Annotated in this window: 16 protein-coding genes; 9 read left to right on the plus strand and 7 right to left on the minus strand. The window is 66.6% G+C overall.

Going from position 1 to position 15,091, the window contains the following annotated elements; translation table 11 throughout:
* Window positions 1-106: 106 nt before the first annotated feature.
* Complete coding sequence (locus tag KSS95_RS17985; RefSeq protein ID WP_217848413.1) at window positions 107-1,000, minus strand: LysR family transcriptional regulator; 894 nt, start codon at window positions 998-1,000, stop codon at window positions 107-109.
* 164 nt (window positions 1,001-1,164) lie between these two features.
* On the opposite strand from KSS95_RS17985, the gene KSS95_RS17990 reads away from it, so the two are divergent.
* The 3 genes from KSS95_RS17990 to KSS95_RS18000 are packed head-to-tail and all read left to right on the plus strand — an operon-like array spanning window position 1,165 to window position 3,465.
* A complete protein-coding gene (locus tag KSS95_RS17990; protein WP_217848414.1) occupies window positions 1,165-2,523 on the plus strand; it encodes an MFS transporter in 1,359 nt (452 codons plus the stop codon).
* Window positions 2,513-2,965 carry a DUF4440 domain-containing protein gene (locus KSS95_RS17995; RefSeq protein ID WP_217848415.1) on the plus strand — a complete coding sequence of 151 codons (453 nt, stop codon included), beginning with the start codon at window positions 2,513-2,515 and terminating at the stop codon, window positions 2,963-2,965. The genes KSS95_RS17990 and KSS95_RS17995 overlap by 11 nt, the downstream gene beginning before the upstream one ends.
* 20 nt (window positions 2,966-2,985) lie before the next feature.
* Window positions 2,986-3,465 carry an isochorismatase family protein gene (locus tag KSS95_RS18000; RefSeq protein WP_217848416.1) on the plus strand — a complete coding sequence of 160 codons (480 nt, stop codon included), beginning with the start codon at window positions 2,986-2,988 and terminating at the stop codon, window positions 3,463-3,465.
* On the opposite strand, the gene KSS95_RS18005 is transcribed toward KSS95_RS18000, so the two are convergent.
* A complete protein-coding gene (locus tag KSS95_RS18005; protein WP_217848417.1) occupies window positions 3,455-3,898 on the minus strand; it encodes a YMGG-like glycine zipper-containing protein in 444 nt (147 codons plus the stop codon). The two genes, KSS95_RS18000 and KSS95_RS18005, sit on opposite strands and share 11 nt — an antisense overlap.
* 146 nt (window positions 3,899-4,044) lie before the next feature.
* Between KSS95_RS18005 and KSS95_RS18010 the strand changes: the two genes are divergently transcribed.
* The 3 genes from KSS95_RS18010 to KSS95_RS18020 all read left to right on the plus strand — a co-directional run bounded on the left by KSS95_RS18010 (window position 4,045) and on the right by KSS95_RS18020 (window position 6,383).
* On the plus strand, window positions 4,045-4,734 hold the full coding sequence (locus KSS95_RS18010) for a response regulator transcription factor (protein ID WP_217848418.1): 690 nt from the start codon (window positions 4,045-4,047) through the stop codon (window positions 4,732-4,734).
* Between the two features lie 5 nt (window positions 4,735-4,739).
* The gene (locus tag KSS95_RS18015; protein WP_225935525.1) at window positions 4,740-5,909 is read left to right on the plus strand and encodes an ATP-binding protein; all 1,170 of its coding nucleotides are present in this window, start codon (window positions 4,740-4,742) and stop codon (window positions 5,907-5,909) included.
* A 156-nt stretch (window positions 5,910-6,065) separates the two neighbouring features.
* Entirely contained in the window at window positions 6,066-6,383 is a 318-nt protein-coding gene (locus tag KSS95_RS18020) for a hypothetical protein (RefSeq protein ID WP_217848419.1), read from the plus strand.
* A gap of 59 nt (window positions 6,384-6,442) precedes the next feature.
* On the opposite strand, the gene KSS95_RS18025 is transcribed toward KSS95_RS18020, so the two are convergent.
* The 3 genes from KSS95_RS18025 to KSS95_RS18035 form a co-directional block, all read right to left on the minus strand.
* On the minus strand, window positions 6,443-8,635 hold the full coding sequence (locus KSS95_RS18025) for an OsmC domain/YcaO domain-containing protein (protein ID WP_217848420.1): 2,193 nt from the start codon (window positions 8,633-8,635) through the stop codon (window positions 6,443-6,445).
* Window positions 8,636-8,737: 102 nt separating this feature from the next.
* On the minus strand, window positions 8,738-9,190 hold the full coding sequence (locus KSS95_RS18030; protein WP_217848421.1) for a hypothetical protein: 453 nt from the start codon (window positions 9,188-9,190) through the stop codon (window positions 8,738-8,740).
* 138 nt (window positions 9,191-9,328) lie between these two features.
* Window positions 9,329-9,673 carry a hypothetical protein gene (locus KSS95_RS18035; RefSeq protein WP_217848423.1) on the minus strand — a complete coding sequence of 115 codons (345 nt, stop codon included), beginning with the start codon at window positions 9,671-9,673 and terminating at the stop codon, window positions 9,329-9,331.
* A gap of 209 nt (window positions 9,674-9,882) precedes the next feature.
* Here KSS95_RS18035 and KSS95_RS18040 point away from each other — a divergent pair, with 209 nt between their 5' ends.
* Complete coding sequence (locus KSS95_RS18040; RefSeq protein ID WP_217848425.1) at window positions 9,883-11,175, plus strand: MFS transporter; 1,293 nt, start codon at window positions 9,883-9,885, stop codon at window positions 11,173-11,175.
* Window positions 11,176-11,184: 9 nt separating this feature from the next.
* On the plus strand, window positions 11,185-11,958 hold the full coding sequence (locus tag KSS95_RS18045; protein ID WP_217848427.1) for a substrate-binding domain-containing protein: 774 nt from the start codon (window positions 11,185-11,187) through the stop codon (window positions 11,956-11,958).
* Here KSS95_RS18045 and KSS95_RS18050 read toward each other — a convergent pair.
* Together KSS95_RS18050 and KSS95_RS18055 are read right to left on the minus strand one after the other, a co-directional pair.
* Window positions 11,944-12,852 carry a LysR family transcriptional regulator gene (locus tag KSS95_RS18050; protein ID WP_217848429.1) on the minus strand — a complete coding sequence of 303 codons (909 nt, stop codon included), beginning with the start codon at window positions 12,850-12,852 and terminating at the stop codon, window positions 11,944-11,946. The genes KSS95_RS18045 and KSS95_RS18050 overlap by 15 nt on opposite strands.
* A gap of 123 nt (window positions 12,853-12,975) precedes the next feature.
* Window positions 12,976-13,170, minus strand: a complete 195-nt coding sequence (locus tag KSS95_RS18055; RefSeq protein ID WP_217848431.1) for a DUF1289 domain-containing protein — start codon at window positions 13,168-13,170, stop codon at window positions 12,976-12,978.
* Between the two features lie 172 nt (window positions 13,171-13,342).
* Between KSS95_RS18055 and KSS95_RS18060 the strand changes: the two genes are divergently transcribed.
* Window positions 13,343-15,091 carry a S8/S53 family peptidase gene (locus KSS95_RS18060; RefSeq protein ID WP_217848433.1) on the plus strand — a complete coding sequence of 583 codons (1,749 nt, stop codon included), beginning with the start codon at window positions 13,343-13,345 and terminating at the stop codon, window positions 15,089-15,091.

Genomic DNA, 15,091 nt, shown 5'->3' on the forward strand with positions numbered 1-15,091 from the left:
GGCTCAAGGGTAGCAGAGGGTTGCCGCGGTGTTGGCGTTCAGAGGTGCCCGCCGTTAGCCATGCAGCGCCTCTTCGGGCAAACACCCCGCCACCTAAAACCTCCCCCTACAAATGCTCACACAGAAAATCTATGAACAACCGGGTCCTGTACGGCACATGGCTACTGTTCGGGTACACCACGCTGACCGGCTGCGCCGGCAGGCTGTAGCCCGGCAACACCCGCTGCAACCGGCCACAGTCCAGGTCCTGCTCGACCAACCAGGCCGGCAACACCGCCACCCCTAGCGAAGCACAGGCCAGCGCGCGGATCGCATGGGACACATTGGCCTGGTGCGCCGCCCGCCCACTGACACTCACCGGCCCCGCCGCCGAGTGCAAGGTCCAACGGCTAGGGCTGGGCAAGTTGCTGTTGGCGATCCACGGCACGTTCGCCAAATCCGCGGGCCGCTCGATGGCATGCCGGGCCAGGAACCCCGGCGAGGCCACCAGCAGGATGTCGTACTCGGCCAGCTGTCGGCTGCGCAGGTTCGAATCGACCAGGGTACCGAGGCGCACCACCAGGTCGAGCCGCTCGGCCACCAGGTCGCTCAGCGCCGAGTCGATGACATAGCTGATCGACAGCGCCGGATAACGCGCGGCGAACAGTGGGATCAACGGCAGGATGAAGCGCTCGCCATACTCGCCGGTGGTGCTGATGCGCAGCCTGCCCGACACCGCGTTATGCCGCTGCAGCACGCTGTCGAAGGCACCCTCGACGTCAGCAACGATCGCCTTGAAATCATCATGGAACCCTTGCCCGATTTCGGTTGGCGCGACCGTCCGCGTGGTGCGCAGCAGCAACGTCACCCCCAGTGCCTGCTCCAGTGCCTTGACGTGCTGGCTGGCCATGGCCTTGCTGATTCCGAGAAAATCCGCCGCCTTGGTGAACGAGCCGAAATCGACCACCGCCAAAAAGGTCTGCACCCGGTTGAACTGGGTGTGGAGGGCCGTGCGCAGCATTGTTCAGTTCCATCAAACAGAGTTTCAAGGGTAGCGACATCGACAGGGGGCAGTCCATGCAGCTAGTGTGGTTTTTCACAAATAACGCGCCGATTATGGGTCGTATTTGCAAAACACCACACCAGGCTGCGCGCAACAAAACAGCCCCGCAACCAAGACTGCCTATGACTTATCGCTACCGCGTCGCAACGGTGTTCCTGCTCGGTTTCTTCATCGATTGCATCAACATTTTCATGCCCACCGTGGCCCTGCCCACCGTCACTGACGCATTCGCCGTGGGCAGCGCCGCCAGCGCCTGGGTCGGCAACGCCTATATGCTCGGGCTGACCCTGGTCATCCCGCTGAGCACTTGGCTGGCGGGGCGCTGGGGCGCCCGCCGGGTGCTGGCGGTGTCGATGCTCGCCTTCGCCGTGAGCGCCTGGGGCTGCGGCCAGGCCGCAAGCTTTGCGGCGCTGGTCAGCTGGCGCTTGGCCCAGGGCATGGCCGGCGGGCTGTTGATCCCGGTGGGCCAGGCGCTGACCTTCGACCTGTTCCAGGGCCCGGAGCGTGCCCGTGTCTCCACCCTGGTGATGGCCGTGGCCCTGCTGGCACCGGCACTGGCGCCCAGCCTGGGCGGGTTGATCGTCGATCGCTACAGCTGGCCCTGGGTCTTCCACGCCAACCTGCCCCTCGCCCTGCTGACCGCCCTGCTGGCCTGGGCCTGGATTGCCAAGACGCCGGGCAACCTGCAACCACGCCCGGATTTCAAAGGCTTGCTGCTGGTCAGTGGCGCCCTCGCCTGCCTGCTGCTGGGGCTGTCGTTGTACGGTGCCGACCACGGTCCCCTGGTGTCCCTGGCGAGCCTGGTCGCAGGCGTGGCCTGCGCCCTGCGCTACCACCGCCACTACCGACGTGCCGGCCAGGGCGTCATCGAGCTGGCACTGCTCGGCAGCGTTCGCCTGCGCGTGTCGATGCTGGTCTATCACGCCATCCCCGGGGTGTTCACCGGGGTCAATTTGCTGAACATCTTCTACTTGCAACAGGTGCTGCACCTGAGTGCCCAGGCCAGCGGCCTGTACCTGGTCGTCTATGCGGCAGGCGCGTGCATCGCCATGCTGGCGGCCGGCCGCCTGTACAACCGCGTCGGCGCCTGCCGTCTGCTGCTGCTCGGCATGGGCCTGCACAGCCTGGGCATCGCCCTGCTGGTGCTGGTCGACAGCCCGATGCACAGCCCCCTGCTGATCGCCGCCTACGGCCTGATGGGGGTCGGCGGCGGCATGGGCGCCAATGCCGCGCAAACCACCGCGCTGCTGGACTTCAGCGGCGAGCGCATGCAACAGGCCAGCGTGCTGTGGAATGTCAACCGCCAGATGGCGTTCAGCCTCGGCGCCACCTGGCTGCTGATGCTCTTCAACCTGTGGCCCGCAGGCACTGATGTGCTGCGCGCCTATCACCTGACCTTCGCCCTGGCGGCGGTGCTGGGGCTGCTCCCTGCCCTGTGCCTGCGCGCCCTTGCCCTGGAGCACCCTCGCCATGCCCGATAACACCATTGCCCGCGCCGAGCGCAGCATTCATCACGTCCATGAGCTGATCCACCTGATGTTCACCCGCCCGCCTGGGCAAACCCAGGCCGTGCTGGGCGGGTTGATGGCAGTGTTCGCCGAGGATTTCAGCATGGTCGGTACGGCGGGCAAGGTACTGGAGCGCCAGCAGGTCGAGCAGTTGTTCAGGACGGCAGCCGGCACCCGGGAGGGGCTTGCGATCAGCGTCGAGCAGGTGCGCGTGGTGTGGCAGGCCGGGGCGCATCTGGCGCTGCGCTACCAGGAGACCCATCGCTGCAATGGGCAGCAGACCCGGCGCTGGTCGCTGGCCATCGTCGAATGCACGGCCACCGGGGTGATCTGGCACTGCCTGCATGAAACGCCACAGGCCGAGCCCACGGCTGCCACGACAGCCGGGCACGACGGTATACTCGCCGGCCCTTGAACCTGGCCCGGGAACCCGCCATGCACCAAGTCCTGCTCATCGTCGACGTGCAGTCCACCTTCAGCCCCTCCGAGAAGCTGGTCGATGGCATCCGCGTCCTCTCGGCCCACATCCCCACCCTCGCCTCGATCGAGCTGCATGACGAGCAGGTCACCCCGTTCCAGCGCCAGCTCGGCTGGCACCCGGCCCGCGAGGACGTGGCCCTGGTCGAGGCCGACAAGGTGTTCGTCAAGCACGGCTACGGCCAAAGCGCCGAGACCCTCGCCTATATCAAGGGCCTGGGCGTCGAGCGCGTGCTGGTGTGCGGGCTGCAGACCGAAACCTGCGTGCTGGCCGCAGGCTTCGCCCTGTTCGACGCCGGCCTGTGCCCGACCCTGGTCACCGACCTGACCATGGGTTCGTCGCTGGACCGCTCCGGCCAGCTGGGCATCGACCTGTGGAAGCACCACTTCGGCAAGGTCACCACTGCCGCCGAGGTCCTGGCCGAGCTCAAGGGCTGACCTGGTAACCCCGCCCCTGCAAGCAGCCGCTGTAGGCGCTGGCCTGGGCCTCGTCCTGGCCGCGCCGGTCTTGCCGGCGCTCCTGGCGCTGGCGCATGCCACCGACCGCGGCGCCGGCCGCCGCCACCTCGCCGGCGCGGTTCTGCCGGTACTGCTGCTTGGCATCGTCGCTGGCCCGGTCATAGACCGCCTCGTGCTGGTTGCCCCGCACCTGGGCGCCGGCCGCGCCCGCTACCGCCCCGGCCGCGGCGCCCTTGACCCGGCCACCGACATGCGGGTCGCTGCTGCTCGAACTGCTGGCGAGGCTGTTGCAATCGGCCATGTCCTGCTGCAACTGCTGGCTGCTCTGGCCCTTGAGCGGGGTGACGGTCTGCGCCAGCACCGGCGTGGCCAGCACCAGCAACAGCAATGAACCCCGTGTGAACGTGCCCATGATCCACCTCCATCGGCTGAATGCCCCGCCTCACAGCATAGATGCGCCAGGCGCACGCAGCACCCGGGCCGCCTGCCGCTCAGCCATGCTAAGCTGCGCCGCCATCCGCCCCTGGCGGGCCCCGTTGCGAGATCGTCGAGGAACCCATGACCCCCAAGCGCGTGCTGATCGTCGAGGATGACGCCGATGGCGCCAGCATTCTCGAGGCCTACCTGAAGAAGGACGGTTTCGAGGTGGACATCGCCGAGGATGGCGCCCGTGGCCTGGCGCTGTTCCGCCAGCGCCCGCCGGCGCTGGTGCTGCTGGACATGATGCTGCCGAAGCTCTCCGGCCCCGAGTTGCTCAGCGAGATCCGCCGCGGCGCCGACACCCCGGTGATCATGGTCAGCGCCATCGGCGACGAGCCGGACAAGATCGGCGCCCTGCGCTACGGCGCCGACGACTATGTGGTCAAGCCGTGCAACCCCAAGGAAGTGGTGGCCCGGGTGCACGCGGTGCTGCGCCGCTACGCAGGGCACAGCGCCAGCCCCCAGCGCCTGGAGTGCCTGGGCGTGTGGGTCGATGCCGAGCGCTGCGCCGCCGGGGTGCGCGGCGGCGACGGTGCAGACCAGCCGCTCGACCTGACTCGCTCGGAGCTGCTGTTGCTCGCCACCCTGCTGCGCAGCCCAGCCAGGGCATTCAGCCGCGAAGCCCTGCTCGAGGCGTGCATGCCCGAGAGCGATGCCCTGGTGCGCATCATCGACACCCACGTGCACAACCTGCGGCGCAAGCTCGAGGCCGCCGGCATCGACGGCGTGCTGGTCACCGTGCGCTCGGTCGGCTACCGGTTCCGCTGAGCGCCATGCGCAAGACACCCTTGTGGCTGTGGGTCGGCCTGCGAATGACCCTGCTGGCGGTTGGCGCGGTGATCACCATCACCGTCTGCATGTACCTGTACTTCTGGGTCAGCGACTACCAGGTGCTGCAGACCATGACCGCCGAGGACCAGGCCGCGCTGGCCGCGGGCATGGCCGATGTCGCCCACCACGAACCGCGGCTGTGGCAGTTGCTGCAGACCTACTACGACATCCGCGAGTTCCTGCCGGGCCCGGGCGATCTTACCGACTGGCTGGTGCTCTATGGCTTTCTCATCGCGATCATCCCGGTCACCCTGATCGTCGGCCTTTACCTGTCACGCCCGTTGTCCCGCCAGTTCCACCAGATCACCGAGGCCGCGCGACGGGTCGCCGAAGGCGACCTGACCCCACGGGTCAGCCAGCACCCACGCCAGCCCAAGGAAATGCAACGCCTGTGCAGCGACTTCAACAAGCTGGTCGAACGCCTGGCGCTGTACGAGAACGAGGTGGCCGAGTCCAGCTCGAACCTGGCCCATGAACTGCGCACCCCGCTCAACGCCGCCCTGGGCCGGGTGCAAGGCATGCTCGACGAGGTGTTCGCGCTGTGCCCCGAGCAACTGCGCCTGGTCCAGGGCCAGCTGTACAACCTCAACACCCTGGTCGGCGACCTGCATTTGCTGTCGCTGGCCCATGCCGGGCAGCTGCCGCTGCACCTGAGCCTGTTTGCCCCGGCCCCCCTGGTCGAAGAGCGCCTGGCCTGGTTCGCGCCGCAGTTCGAGGCAGCTGGCATGCAGGTGCGCGCCAGCCTCGACGAGCCGCTGGCGATCGAGGCGGACCGCGCGCGGCTCGGCCAGTTGATCAACATCCTGATCGAGAACGCCATCAAGTACGCCTCCGATGGCCGCGAGTTGAGCGTGGCCGTGCGCCAGGCCGACGGCGCGCTGCACCTGGAGTTCCTCGATCGTGGCCAGGCGGTGGAGCACAAGGACCTGGGCAACATGTTCGTGCGCTTCTGGCGCGCCGAGCAGTCACGGGCCCGGGTCAGTGGGGGTGGCGGCCTGGGCTTGTCGATTGCCCAGGCGATCTGCGAGGCCCATGGCGGGCGTATCAGCGCCCAGCGCCGCGCCGAGGGCGGGCTGGCGGTACGGGTGAGCTTGCCGCTGCGTAGCGAATGAGGTGGCAGCCTCCACGCGGTCAAAACCCTCACCCCCAAGCCCCCCCAAAAAGGCAATACAGCTTTTTTTCGCTCCATTTCCCCACGCCCCCCTTCCGTTACGCGGCAAAACGCAGGAGAGTAACCGGGTGTTCCCGCAAAGAAACGGAGATTCGCCTTGACTACCGATCGCCTGAGCCTGCTCCAGTTCGAGCACCTCAGCCTGAAACCCGCCGCCGCCAGCCAGTTCGCCCTCTCGTTGAAGGCACTTGAACAGTTGCCACTCCCCGAACGCTACGCCTACCGCGCCGCCCACTACCTGGGCGACATGGCCGACGCGGAAAACCGCCAGCAGCTGGCTGAGGCCAAGGCGCAAAGCATCGGCTTCAGCCAAGGCCTGCTGACGGCCGCGGTCATCGAGAACACGCTGGCGAAAAAGCTGGACAAGGTCTTCGACGACGCCTTCACCCGCGCCCAGGCGCAGTTGCCGCACTAACGGCATTCGCACGAAGGGCCGCAAAAGCGGCCCCTCGTGGTTGGCGCACACGCCTGTGGTTACAGCCCTGCCGCCTTCGCCCGCGCGGCATGCAGTTTCTTGTAGCTCTGCACCAGGCGCAGGTGACGGTCCAGCCCTTCGAGCTTCATGCTGGTCGGGGTCAGGCCATGGAAGCGCACGCTGCCGTCCACCGAGCCGAGCACCGCGTCCATCCGCTCGTTGCCGAACATGCGACGCAAATTCACCTCGTAGTCGACCATCTCCAGCTCATCGTCCAGCACCACTTCCAGCACCACGTTCAGCGCCTGGTAGAACAACCCACGCTCGACGGTGTTGTCGTTGAACTGCAGGAACATCTCCACCAGCTCCTTGGCCTCGTCGAAGCGCTGCAATGCCAGGTGCACCAGCAGCTTCAGCTCGAGGATGGTCAACTGGCCCCACACCGTGTTGTCGTCGAATTCGACGCCGATCAGCGTGGTGATGGTGGTGTAGTCGTCCACCTCGGCGTTGTCCAGGCGCTTGAGCAGCAGCTTCAGCGAGCGGTTGTCGAGGCTGTGCAGGTTGAGGATGTCGGCACGAAAACCCAGGGCGCGGTTGGTGTTGTCCCAGATCAGGTCTTCGACCGGGTAGATCTCCGAGTAGCCCGGCACCAGGATGCGGCAGGCGGTGGCACCGAGGTCGTCGTAGACCGCCATGTACACCTCCTTGCCCAGCGTCTCGAGGATGCCGAACAAGGTCTGGGCCTCCTGCGCGTTGGAGTCCTCGCCGTGGCCGGAGAAGTCCCACTCGACAAACTCGAAATCGGCCTTGGCGCTGAAGAAGCGCCACGACACCACGCCGCTGGAGTCGATGAAGTGCTCGACGAAGTTGTTCGGCTCGGTCAGCGCGTGGCTTTCGAAGGTCGGCTGCGGCAGGTCGTTCAGGCCCTCGAAGCTGCGGCCCTGGAGCAGCTCGGTGAGGCTGCGCTCCAGCGCCACCTCGAAGCTTGGGTGGGCGCCGAACGAGGCGAACACGCCGCCAGTGCGCGGGTTCATCAAGGTCACGCACATCACCGGGAACTCACCGCCCAGCGAGGCGTCCTTGACCAGCACCGGGAAGCCCTGCTCCTCCAGCCCCTGGATGCCGGCGACGATGCCTGGGTACTTGGCCAGCACCGCCTGCGGCACGTCCGGCAGGCACAGCTCGCCTTCGAGGATCTCGCGCTTGACCGCCCGTTCGAAGATCTCCGACAGGCACTGCACCTGGGCCTCGGGCAAGGTGTTGCCGGCGCTCATGCCATTGCTCAGGTAGAGGTTCTCGATCAGGTTGGACGGGAAGTACACCGTCTGGCCGTCAGACTGGCGCACGAACGGCAGCGAGCAGATGCCCCGCTCCTTGTTGCCCGAGTTGGTGTCGTACAGGTGCGAACCACGCAGCTCACCGTCCGGGTTGAAGATTTCCAGGCAGTATTGGTCGAGGATCTCGGCCGGCAGCGCATCCTTGGGCCCAGGCTTGAACCACTGCTCGTTCGGGTAGTGCACGAACGGTGCGTTGGCGATCTCCTCGCCCCAGAACTGGTCGTTGTAGAAGAAGTTGCAGTTCAGTCGCTCGATGAACTCGCCCAGCGCCGAGGCCAGCGCCGCTTCCTTGGTGGCGCCCTTGCCGTTGGTGAAGCACATCGGCGACTGCGCGTCGCGCAGGTGCAGCGACCAGACGTTGGGCACGATGTTGCGCCACGAGGCGATCTCGATCTTCATCCCCAGGTTGGCCAGCAGCGCCGACAGGTTGGCGATGGTCTGCTCCAGCGGCAGGTCCTTGCCGGGGATGTAGGTGGCGCTGTCGGACACCGGCATCAGCAACCCCTGGGCGTCGGCGTCGAGGTTGGCGACCTGCTCGATGACGAACTCAGGGCCGGTCTGCACCACCTTCTTCACCGTGCAGCGGTCGATGGAGCGCAGGATGCCCTGGCGGTCCTTCTCGCTGATGTCCTCGGGCAGCTCGACCTGGATCTTGAAGATCTGCTTGTAGCGGTTCTCGGGGTCGACGATGTTGTTCTGCGACAGGCGGATATTGTCGGTGGGGATGTCGCGGGTCTGGCAGTACAGCTTGACGAAATACGCCGCGCACAGCGCCGACGAGGCCAGGAAGTAGTCGAACGGCCCCGGCGCCGAGCCGTCGCCCTTGTAGCGGATCGGCTGGTCGGCGATCACCGTGAAGTCGTCGAACTTGGCCTCCAGACGGAGGTTGTCGAGAAAATTGACCTTGATTTCCATGCGCGGGGTACCAGAAAGCGGGCGGGACGGATAAATGGCCGGCATTATCCGGGATTTTTGCCGGCAAGTGTTGCCGTCAGGCTATACGGCCAGCCAATCGCCTCAGCCAAGGGCTGGGTGACGGCGTTGCCTGGCGCCCAGCAGCAACAACAGGGCAAATGCCACGCTGCCCAGCAGCGGCCACCCCAGCAGGATCAGTTCAAACTGCTCGAGCCTGGGCAGCCAGCCCAGGAACACCAGATTTGCCGCAGTGCCGCAGGCCAGGCCAAGCCAGGCAGAACGTGCCCACGCCGGTGCTCGGGTACTGCGCAGAAAGTGTCGGTAAAGCCGACCTCCGGCCCTGAGGCCGAGCAAGCCCATGGCCACCACGACAACCGCGCCCAAACGGGCAAGGTGGTACGCCCAAGGATCATCGAGCCGCTCGAAGGACATGGCCGGGATGATGATCATGGCCGCCAGGCAGGCATAGCCTGCCAGCAGCATGACGGGGAGCACCACCACCAGCCCCAGGGCCCAAAGCAGCATTTTTCTCAGTAGCGAAGGGGTATCGTTCACTGCAACCGTCCTTGTCATCTGCACATCACCTGCGCCGCATCGTCATTGGCGGCCGGCGCACACTAGCAGAATCCGCCGGCAGGCACAGGTAGGAATGGGGCACTGCGGGCACCATGGATAGCACCACAGCCTTGCGCCCTACTCCGCGCGAAAGCTCCAGACGATCTCCACCACCCGCGACGCCAGCACCAGGTAGAGCACGCACAGCAGCACCTGCAGCACGCTGTGGTAAGGCAGCCTGGCCAGCCGGTGCAAGGTATCGCTGATATTGAGCAGCAACAGCAACGCCGAGACGATGATCAGGCCCCAGCCGGTGAGGCTCGAGGCCCACAGGCCGAGGAGGATCTGGTGGTTGCCATGGATGGCCTCGGTGCCGGCGGCGAACAGCAGGCCGCACACCAGCAGGTTCTTGAAATTGTCGAAGACCTTGGTGCTCAGGTCGGCGTCCAGCAAGTCCAGGTATTTGCGCCACAGTTTACGCATTTGCCGCTCTCCACGGGCAGCCGGTGTCTGCGCAAGTCTAGAAGCTATCGCGGTAGGCGCCTGGCTGGCTGCCACAGCAGGATTGATCGCGAAAATGCATCAATCCATGCAAAAACAACGATTATCCTCAGCCACGCTTTCACCCAGAATCTCCAGTTAAAAGCAGTTACAAGCACTTACAAATAAGTTCAAAAACGCTGGAGAACTCCATGCATCAGCCTGCGCCCCGTGGCCAGTCGAAGGCCGCCCAGGTCTTTCGGGTCACGTCCGGAAACTTCCTCGAACAGTTCGATTTCTTCCTGTTCGGCTTCTATGCCACTTATATTGCCGCCGCCTTCTTCCCTGCCAGCAACGAGTTCGCCGCGCTGATGATGACCTTCGCCGTATTCGGCGCAGGTTTCCTGATGCGCCCGCTGGGCGCCGTGCTGCTGGGCGCGTATATCGACAATATCGGCCGGCGCAAGGGCCTGATCGTCACCCTGGGGATCATGGCCAGCGGCACCCTGCTGATCGTGCTGGTGCCCGGCTATGCCAGCATCGGCCTGTGGGCCCCCGCGCTGGTGCTGCTCGGGCGCTTGCTGCAAGGTTTCTCCGCCGGGGCCGAACTCGGCGGCGTGTCGGTATACCTGGCCGAAATGGCCAGCCCCGGGCACAAGGGCTTCTACGCCAGCTGGCAGTCGGCCAGCCAGCAGGTGGCGATCGTCGTCGCCGCCGCCCTTGGCTTTGCCCTGAACCAATGGCTGGCGCCGGCACAGCTGGCGGACTGGGGTTGGCGCGTGCCGTTCGGCGTGGGCTGCATGATCATCCCGGTGATCTTCCTGCTGCGGCGCAACCTGGCCGAGACCGAGGAGTTCGCCGCGCGCCAGCATCGCCCGGACATGCAGGCCGTGCTGCGCACCCTGCTGGACAACGCCAGCGTGGTGCTGCTGGGCATGCTGATGGTGGCCATGACCACCACCGCCTTCTACATGATCACCGTGTACGCCCCGACCTTCGGCAAGACCGTGCTGCAACTGAGCACCCGCGATGCGCTGCTGGTGACCCTGCTGGTGGCGGTGTCGAACTTCTTCTGGTTGCCCATCGGCGGCACCCTGAGCGACCGTTTCGGACGCAAGCCGCTGCTGCTGGCCATGTCGCTGCTGACCCTGCTGACGGCCTACCCGGCCCTGGAATTCCTGGCTCAGGCGCCGAGCTTCGGGCACATGCTCGAAGTGCTGCTGTGGTTCTCCTGCCTCTATGGGCTGTACAACGGCGCGATGATCCCGGCGCTGACCGAAATCATGCCGGTGCAGGTGCGGGTGGCCGGTTTTTCCCTGGCCTACAGCCTGGCCACCGCGCTGTTTGGTGGCTTCACCCCGGCGATCTCGACCTGGCTGATTCACCTCAGCGGCGACAAGGCTGCGCCAGCCTACTGGATGATGGTCGCCGCCTGCTGCGCGTTCGCCGCCACGCTGGTGCTGTACCGCCGCCTGGCCGTCCGTGCTGCGACCGTGCCGGCCTGAGGAGCGACGATGAAGCCATTGCACAGGCTGCTGGCACTCGCCCTGGCCGTCAGCATGCCGGGTGGCGTCGCCCTGGCCGCCGACCTCAGGGTGATGACCTCGGGCGGCTTCACCGCCGCCTACCAGCGCCTCGGCCCGCAGTTCGCCGCCGCCAGCGACAACACCCTGAGCACCGTGCTCGGCCCGTCCATGGGCAAGGCGCCGCAGGCGATCCCCAATCGCCTGCAACGCGGCGAGCCCGCCGACGTGGTGATCATGGTCGGCTACGCCCTCGATGAACTGATCCGCCAGGGCAAGGTCGCCGCCGACTCGCGGGTGGAGCTGGCCGACTCACGCATCGGCCTGGTGGTGCGGGCCGGCGAACCCAAGCCAGACATCAGCACCACGGCCGCCTTGAAGAAGACCTTGCTGGCCGCCCGCTCGGTGGCCTACTCGGACAGCGCCAGCGGGGTGTATGTCGAGCGGCAGCTGTTCGAAAAGCTCGGCATCCAGGCGCAGCTGGCCCCGCGCGGCACGATGATCGAGCGCATCCCGGTGGCCTCGGTGGTCGCCAAGGGTGATTACCAGGTGGGCTTGCAGCAGGTGGCCGAACTGCTGCCGGTGCCCGGCGTGACCTTCGCCGGCAAGCTGCCCGAGGACGTGCAGTCGGTGACCCGCTTCGCCGCTGGCATCCCCACCGGCGCGCAGCACCCCGCCGAGGCGCGGCAACTGCTCGACTACCTGGCCTCGCCCCAGGTGCAAGGCACCGTGCAGGCCACCGGCCTGGATTCAGTGCCCCGCTAAAGTGCCCGGCAACTGCCGGATCAAGCGCTCGAACTCGAGCGCCGCGGGCGTCAAGGTGCGCCCGCGGCGCTTGAGCACGCCCATCTGCCGGGTCACCTGCGGCTCCACCAGGGCCACCTGGGCCAGGATCGGGTGTGCGCCGAGCGGCATGGCGATCGACGGCACGGCGGCAATCCCCACCCCCGCCTCGATCAGGCCCAGCAGGGTGGTGACATGCTGCGCCTCGCACAGGCTCTGTTTTTCCACCTGCATGCCCGCCAGGGCGCGGTCCAGCACCAGGCGGTTGCCCGAGGCCTTGCCCAGGGTGATGTAGTCGTGGCTGTAGGCCTCGGCCCAGGTGACCACCGCCTGCCGTGCCAGGGGGTGGTCCTGGCGGCAGGCGATGACATAGCGCTCCTCCAGCAGGGGGCTGAAGGCGATTTCCGGCGCCAGGTTGCCGGTGAAGCTCAGGCCGAAATCCGCCTCGCCCGAGGCCACCGCGGCGCTGACCTCGTTGGCCGAGGCGTCGAGCAGGCTGATCCGCACCTTGGGGTACTGGCCATGGAACGCGCGGATCGCGTGGGGCATGAAGTAGTAGGCCGCGGATGGCACGCAGGCGATGGTCAGGGTGCCGGTGCGCAGCGCGCCACCGTCGCCGACGCTGAGCAGGGCCAGGTCGAGGTCATCGAGCAGGCGTTCGACCTGGGGCAGGAAGGCCCGGCCGACGTTGGTCAGCGCGACCTTGCGCGTGGTGCGTTCGAGCAGCTTCACCCCCAGGGCGGTTTCGAGCTTGTCGATGCGCCGGCTCAGGGCCGACTGGGTGATGCGCACGGTATCGGCGGCGCGGCGGAAGCTGCCTTGCTCGACGACGGCGCGGAAGGCCTTGAGGTCGTTCAGGTCGAAGTTGATGCTCACCCTGGGGCTCCATGGGTTTGATCGAAGGTGTGCATCAATGGTAGGGGCAATTGGTTCGCCACAACAGGTGCAGCGCCTATCAGATCGAGCGCCACATCCCTGACGGCGAACACCATCAACCCACTACCCACCCCGCCGAGCATGCTTCTTCACCACCGCCTTCAACCGCACCGCCGCTCGCTGCACCGTGGCCATCTTCTCTGGGCGCTTCATCCCTCGCCACTTGCGAATCTCCTCGCGGGTACGCCCGCAACTCACACACAGCTCGCCGTTGAGCTGGCAGAGAGAAACGCAGGGGTTGTCGATATCTTTGGCCATGGGCAGCTCCAGTCAGGGACACGCAGGATACTGCAATCGCGGTCACTTGGCCGCAGAACAGGCGCGCCAGCGCCCCTCACCCCCAAGCCACCCACCCTTCTGCCAGCCTGGCTGAACGAAACCCTTGCCACGGCGGTCGCAACAGCAGTGCCACCGGCAAGGAAACCCACCCATGCCCTTACGTTGCGCAGCCTTCGCCGCCCTGATCTGCCTGCCCGGCTTCGCCGCCGCCGAAGCGCCACTGCGTGTTGAACGTCTGCAGCGCTGCGCCGACCTGCTGCAAAGCCACACGCAGGACTGGTGCCTGCACGTGCGCGGGATGCGTGGGCAAACGCCGCAACTGCGCCTGGGCGACGCGGCGCTGCCCGCCGAAAGCGTGCAACGCCAGGGCGATACGCTGCGCCTGCGCCTGGACGCCAGGCAGCACAGCAGCGCACCGCTGTGGCTGATCGATGACGAGCGCATCAGCAACGCGGTCTGGCTGAGCCTGCGCAACAACCACGTGTTGGCTGCCGGGCCACAGGAGGTGGCAACGAACATGGACGGCCTCAGCACCTATGTCGACCTGGTCAGCCTGTTGATCGAGGAACACCACGATGGTCGCCGCGAAGCCGAGCGCCTGGCGGCCAAGTACGGCGCGAAGGTGGTGGGCAGCATCGCACCGCTCAATCTGTATCAACTGCGCTTGCCCGCCCGTGACTTGCTGCAGCGCGACGCGCTGGTGCTGCGCCTGGGCAGCGAGACCGGCGTCGACGCGGTGGTGGTCGAGGAGTCGGCGGCCGAGGAAGCCGCGCCCGCAACGCAAACGAACAAGCCGCCAGCGGACTCGGACGAATGGGCGGCGAACCGTTTTCTGGATGCCGTGCACTATTACCGTGAACGGATCCCCGCGCCGCAAGCAGGCCTGCTGGCGCAACCGATACGTATCGGCGTGATCGAGCGCGACGTCGATTTCGACAGTGCCGACTTCGCCGACTACCTGGGCGGGTGCGCGCCGCCGCGTACCTGTGTCTATGCCCGCGACGCCAGCCGCCCGGATGGTCACGGCACCACGGTGGCCGGTGTCCTCGCCGCCGCCTGGGACCAAGGCGGCAACACCGGTTTGCTGCGTGGCCTGGACAAGCACAGCGGCGGCTTCGAGATCATCGTCGAGCGCAACAGCGATGCCGGCATCACCGCCAACATCGCAGCGTCGGTCAACCTGGTGCAGGACGGCGCGCGGGTGCTCAACTGGAGCTGGGGCATCCACCGTGTCGGTGCCCGCGATGTGCAGGGCGACACGGTGGATTCGCTGTTGCGCTCGAACATCGCCATGGGCGGCTACGAGGAACTGCTCGAGGAGTTCTTCCTGTGGCTGCGCAAGGCCCACCCCGACGTGGTGGTGATCAACTCGGCAGGCAATGGCGCGTCTTTCTCGGGGCGCGATGAATATCGCCTGCCCTCCTCGTTCGTCACCGAGCAACTGCTGGTCGTCGGTGGCCACCAGCGCAACAGCGAGCACGGGCTCGCGGTCGCGGACCCGGCCTATGCGGTGAAACGCCAGCGCTCGAACATCGACAGGCGGGTGGACATCACCGCCGCCGCCTGCGCCCGGGCCTCGACGCGCCAGCGCGGCGAACAAGGCGCGGTGCACTGCGGCACCTCCTATGCCACGCCCATGGTCGCCGGCCTGGTGGCGGCCATGCTGTCGATCAACCCGCAACTGCAACCCGAACAGCTGCGCATGCTGCTGCGCCGCAGCGCCATGAGCATCGGCGACAACCACGATTTCGAAGCCATGGACGCCGAGGACCTGACCGCGCCAATCCTGCCCTCGGAGCGTGGTTACCAACTGCACGACAGCGCCGTGGGGCGTTCGGCGCGGCTGGACATGCGCCAGGCGCTGGACCTGGCGCTACAGAGCCGCAAGCGGGTGCGCTGA

Origin of the sequence: Pseudomonas muyukensis, assembly GCF_019139535.1 — a bacterium.
GTDB lineage: Bacteria > Pseudomonadota > Gammaproteobacteria > Pseudomonadales > Pseudomonadaceae > Aquipseudomonas > Aquipseudomonas muyukensis.

Bases quoted from the DNA above. Each gene is read 5' to 3' on its own strand.
- KSS95_RS17985 (WP_217848413.1), bottom strand. From the start codon at position 1,000: ATGCTGCGCACGGCCCTCCACACCCAGTTCAACCGGGTGCAGACCTTT.
- KSS95_RS17990 (WP_217848414.1), top strand. From the start codon at position 1,165: ATGACTTATCGCTACCGCGTCGCAACGGTGTTCCTGCTCGGTTTCTTC.
- KSS95_RS17995 (WP_217848415.1), top strand. From the start codon at position 2,513: ATGCCCGATAACACCATTGCCCGCGCCGAGCGCAGCATTCATCACGTC.
- KSS95_RS18000 (WP_217848416.1), top strand. From the start codon at position 2,986: ATGCACCAAGTCCTGCTCATCGTCGACGTGCAGTCCACCTTCAGCCCC.
- KSS95_RS18005 (WP_217848417.1), bottom strand. From the start codon at position 3,898: ATGGGCACGTTCACACGGGGTTCATTGCTGTTGCTGGTGCTGGCCACG.
- KSS95_RS18010 (WP_217848418.1), top strand. From the start codon at position 4,045: ATGACCCCCAAGCGCGTGCTGATCGTCGAGGATGACGCCGATGGCGCC.
- KSS95_RS18015 (WP_225935525.1), top strand. From the start codon at position 4,740: ATGCGCAAGACACCCTTGTGGCTGTGGGTCGGCCTGCGAATGACCCTG.
- KSS95_RS18025 (WP_217848420.1), bottom strand. From the start codon at position 8,635: ATGGAAATCAAGGTCAATTTTCTCGACAACCTCCGTCTGGAGGCCAAG.
- KSS95_RS18035 (WP_217848423.1), bottom strand. From the start codon at position 9,673: ATGCGTAAACTGTGGCGCAAATACCTGGACTTGCTGGACGCCGACCTG.
- KSS95_RS18040 (WP_217848425.1), top strand. From the start codon at position 9,883: ATGCATCAGCCTGCGCCCCGTGGCCAGTCGAAGGCCGCCCAGGTCTTT.
- KSS95_RS18045 (WP_217848427.1), top strand. From the start codon at position 11,185: ATGAAGCCATTGCACAGGCTGCTGGCACTCGCCCTGGCCGTCAGCATG.
- KSS95_RS18055 (WP_217848431.1), bottom strand. From the start codon at position 13,170: ATGGCCAAAGATATCGACAACCCCTGCGTTTCTCTCTGCCAGCTCAAC.
- KSS95_RS18060 (WP_217848433.1), top strand. From the start codon at position 13,343: ATGCCCTTACGTTGCGCAGCCTTCGCCGCCCTGATCTGCCTGCCCGGC.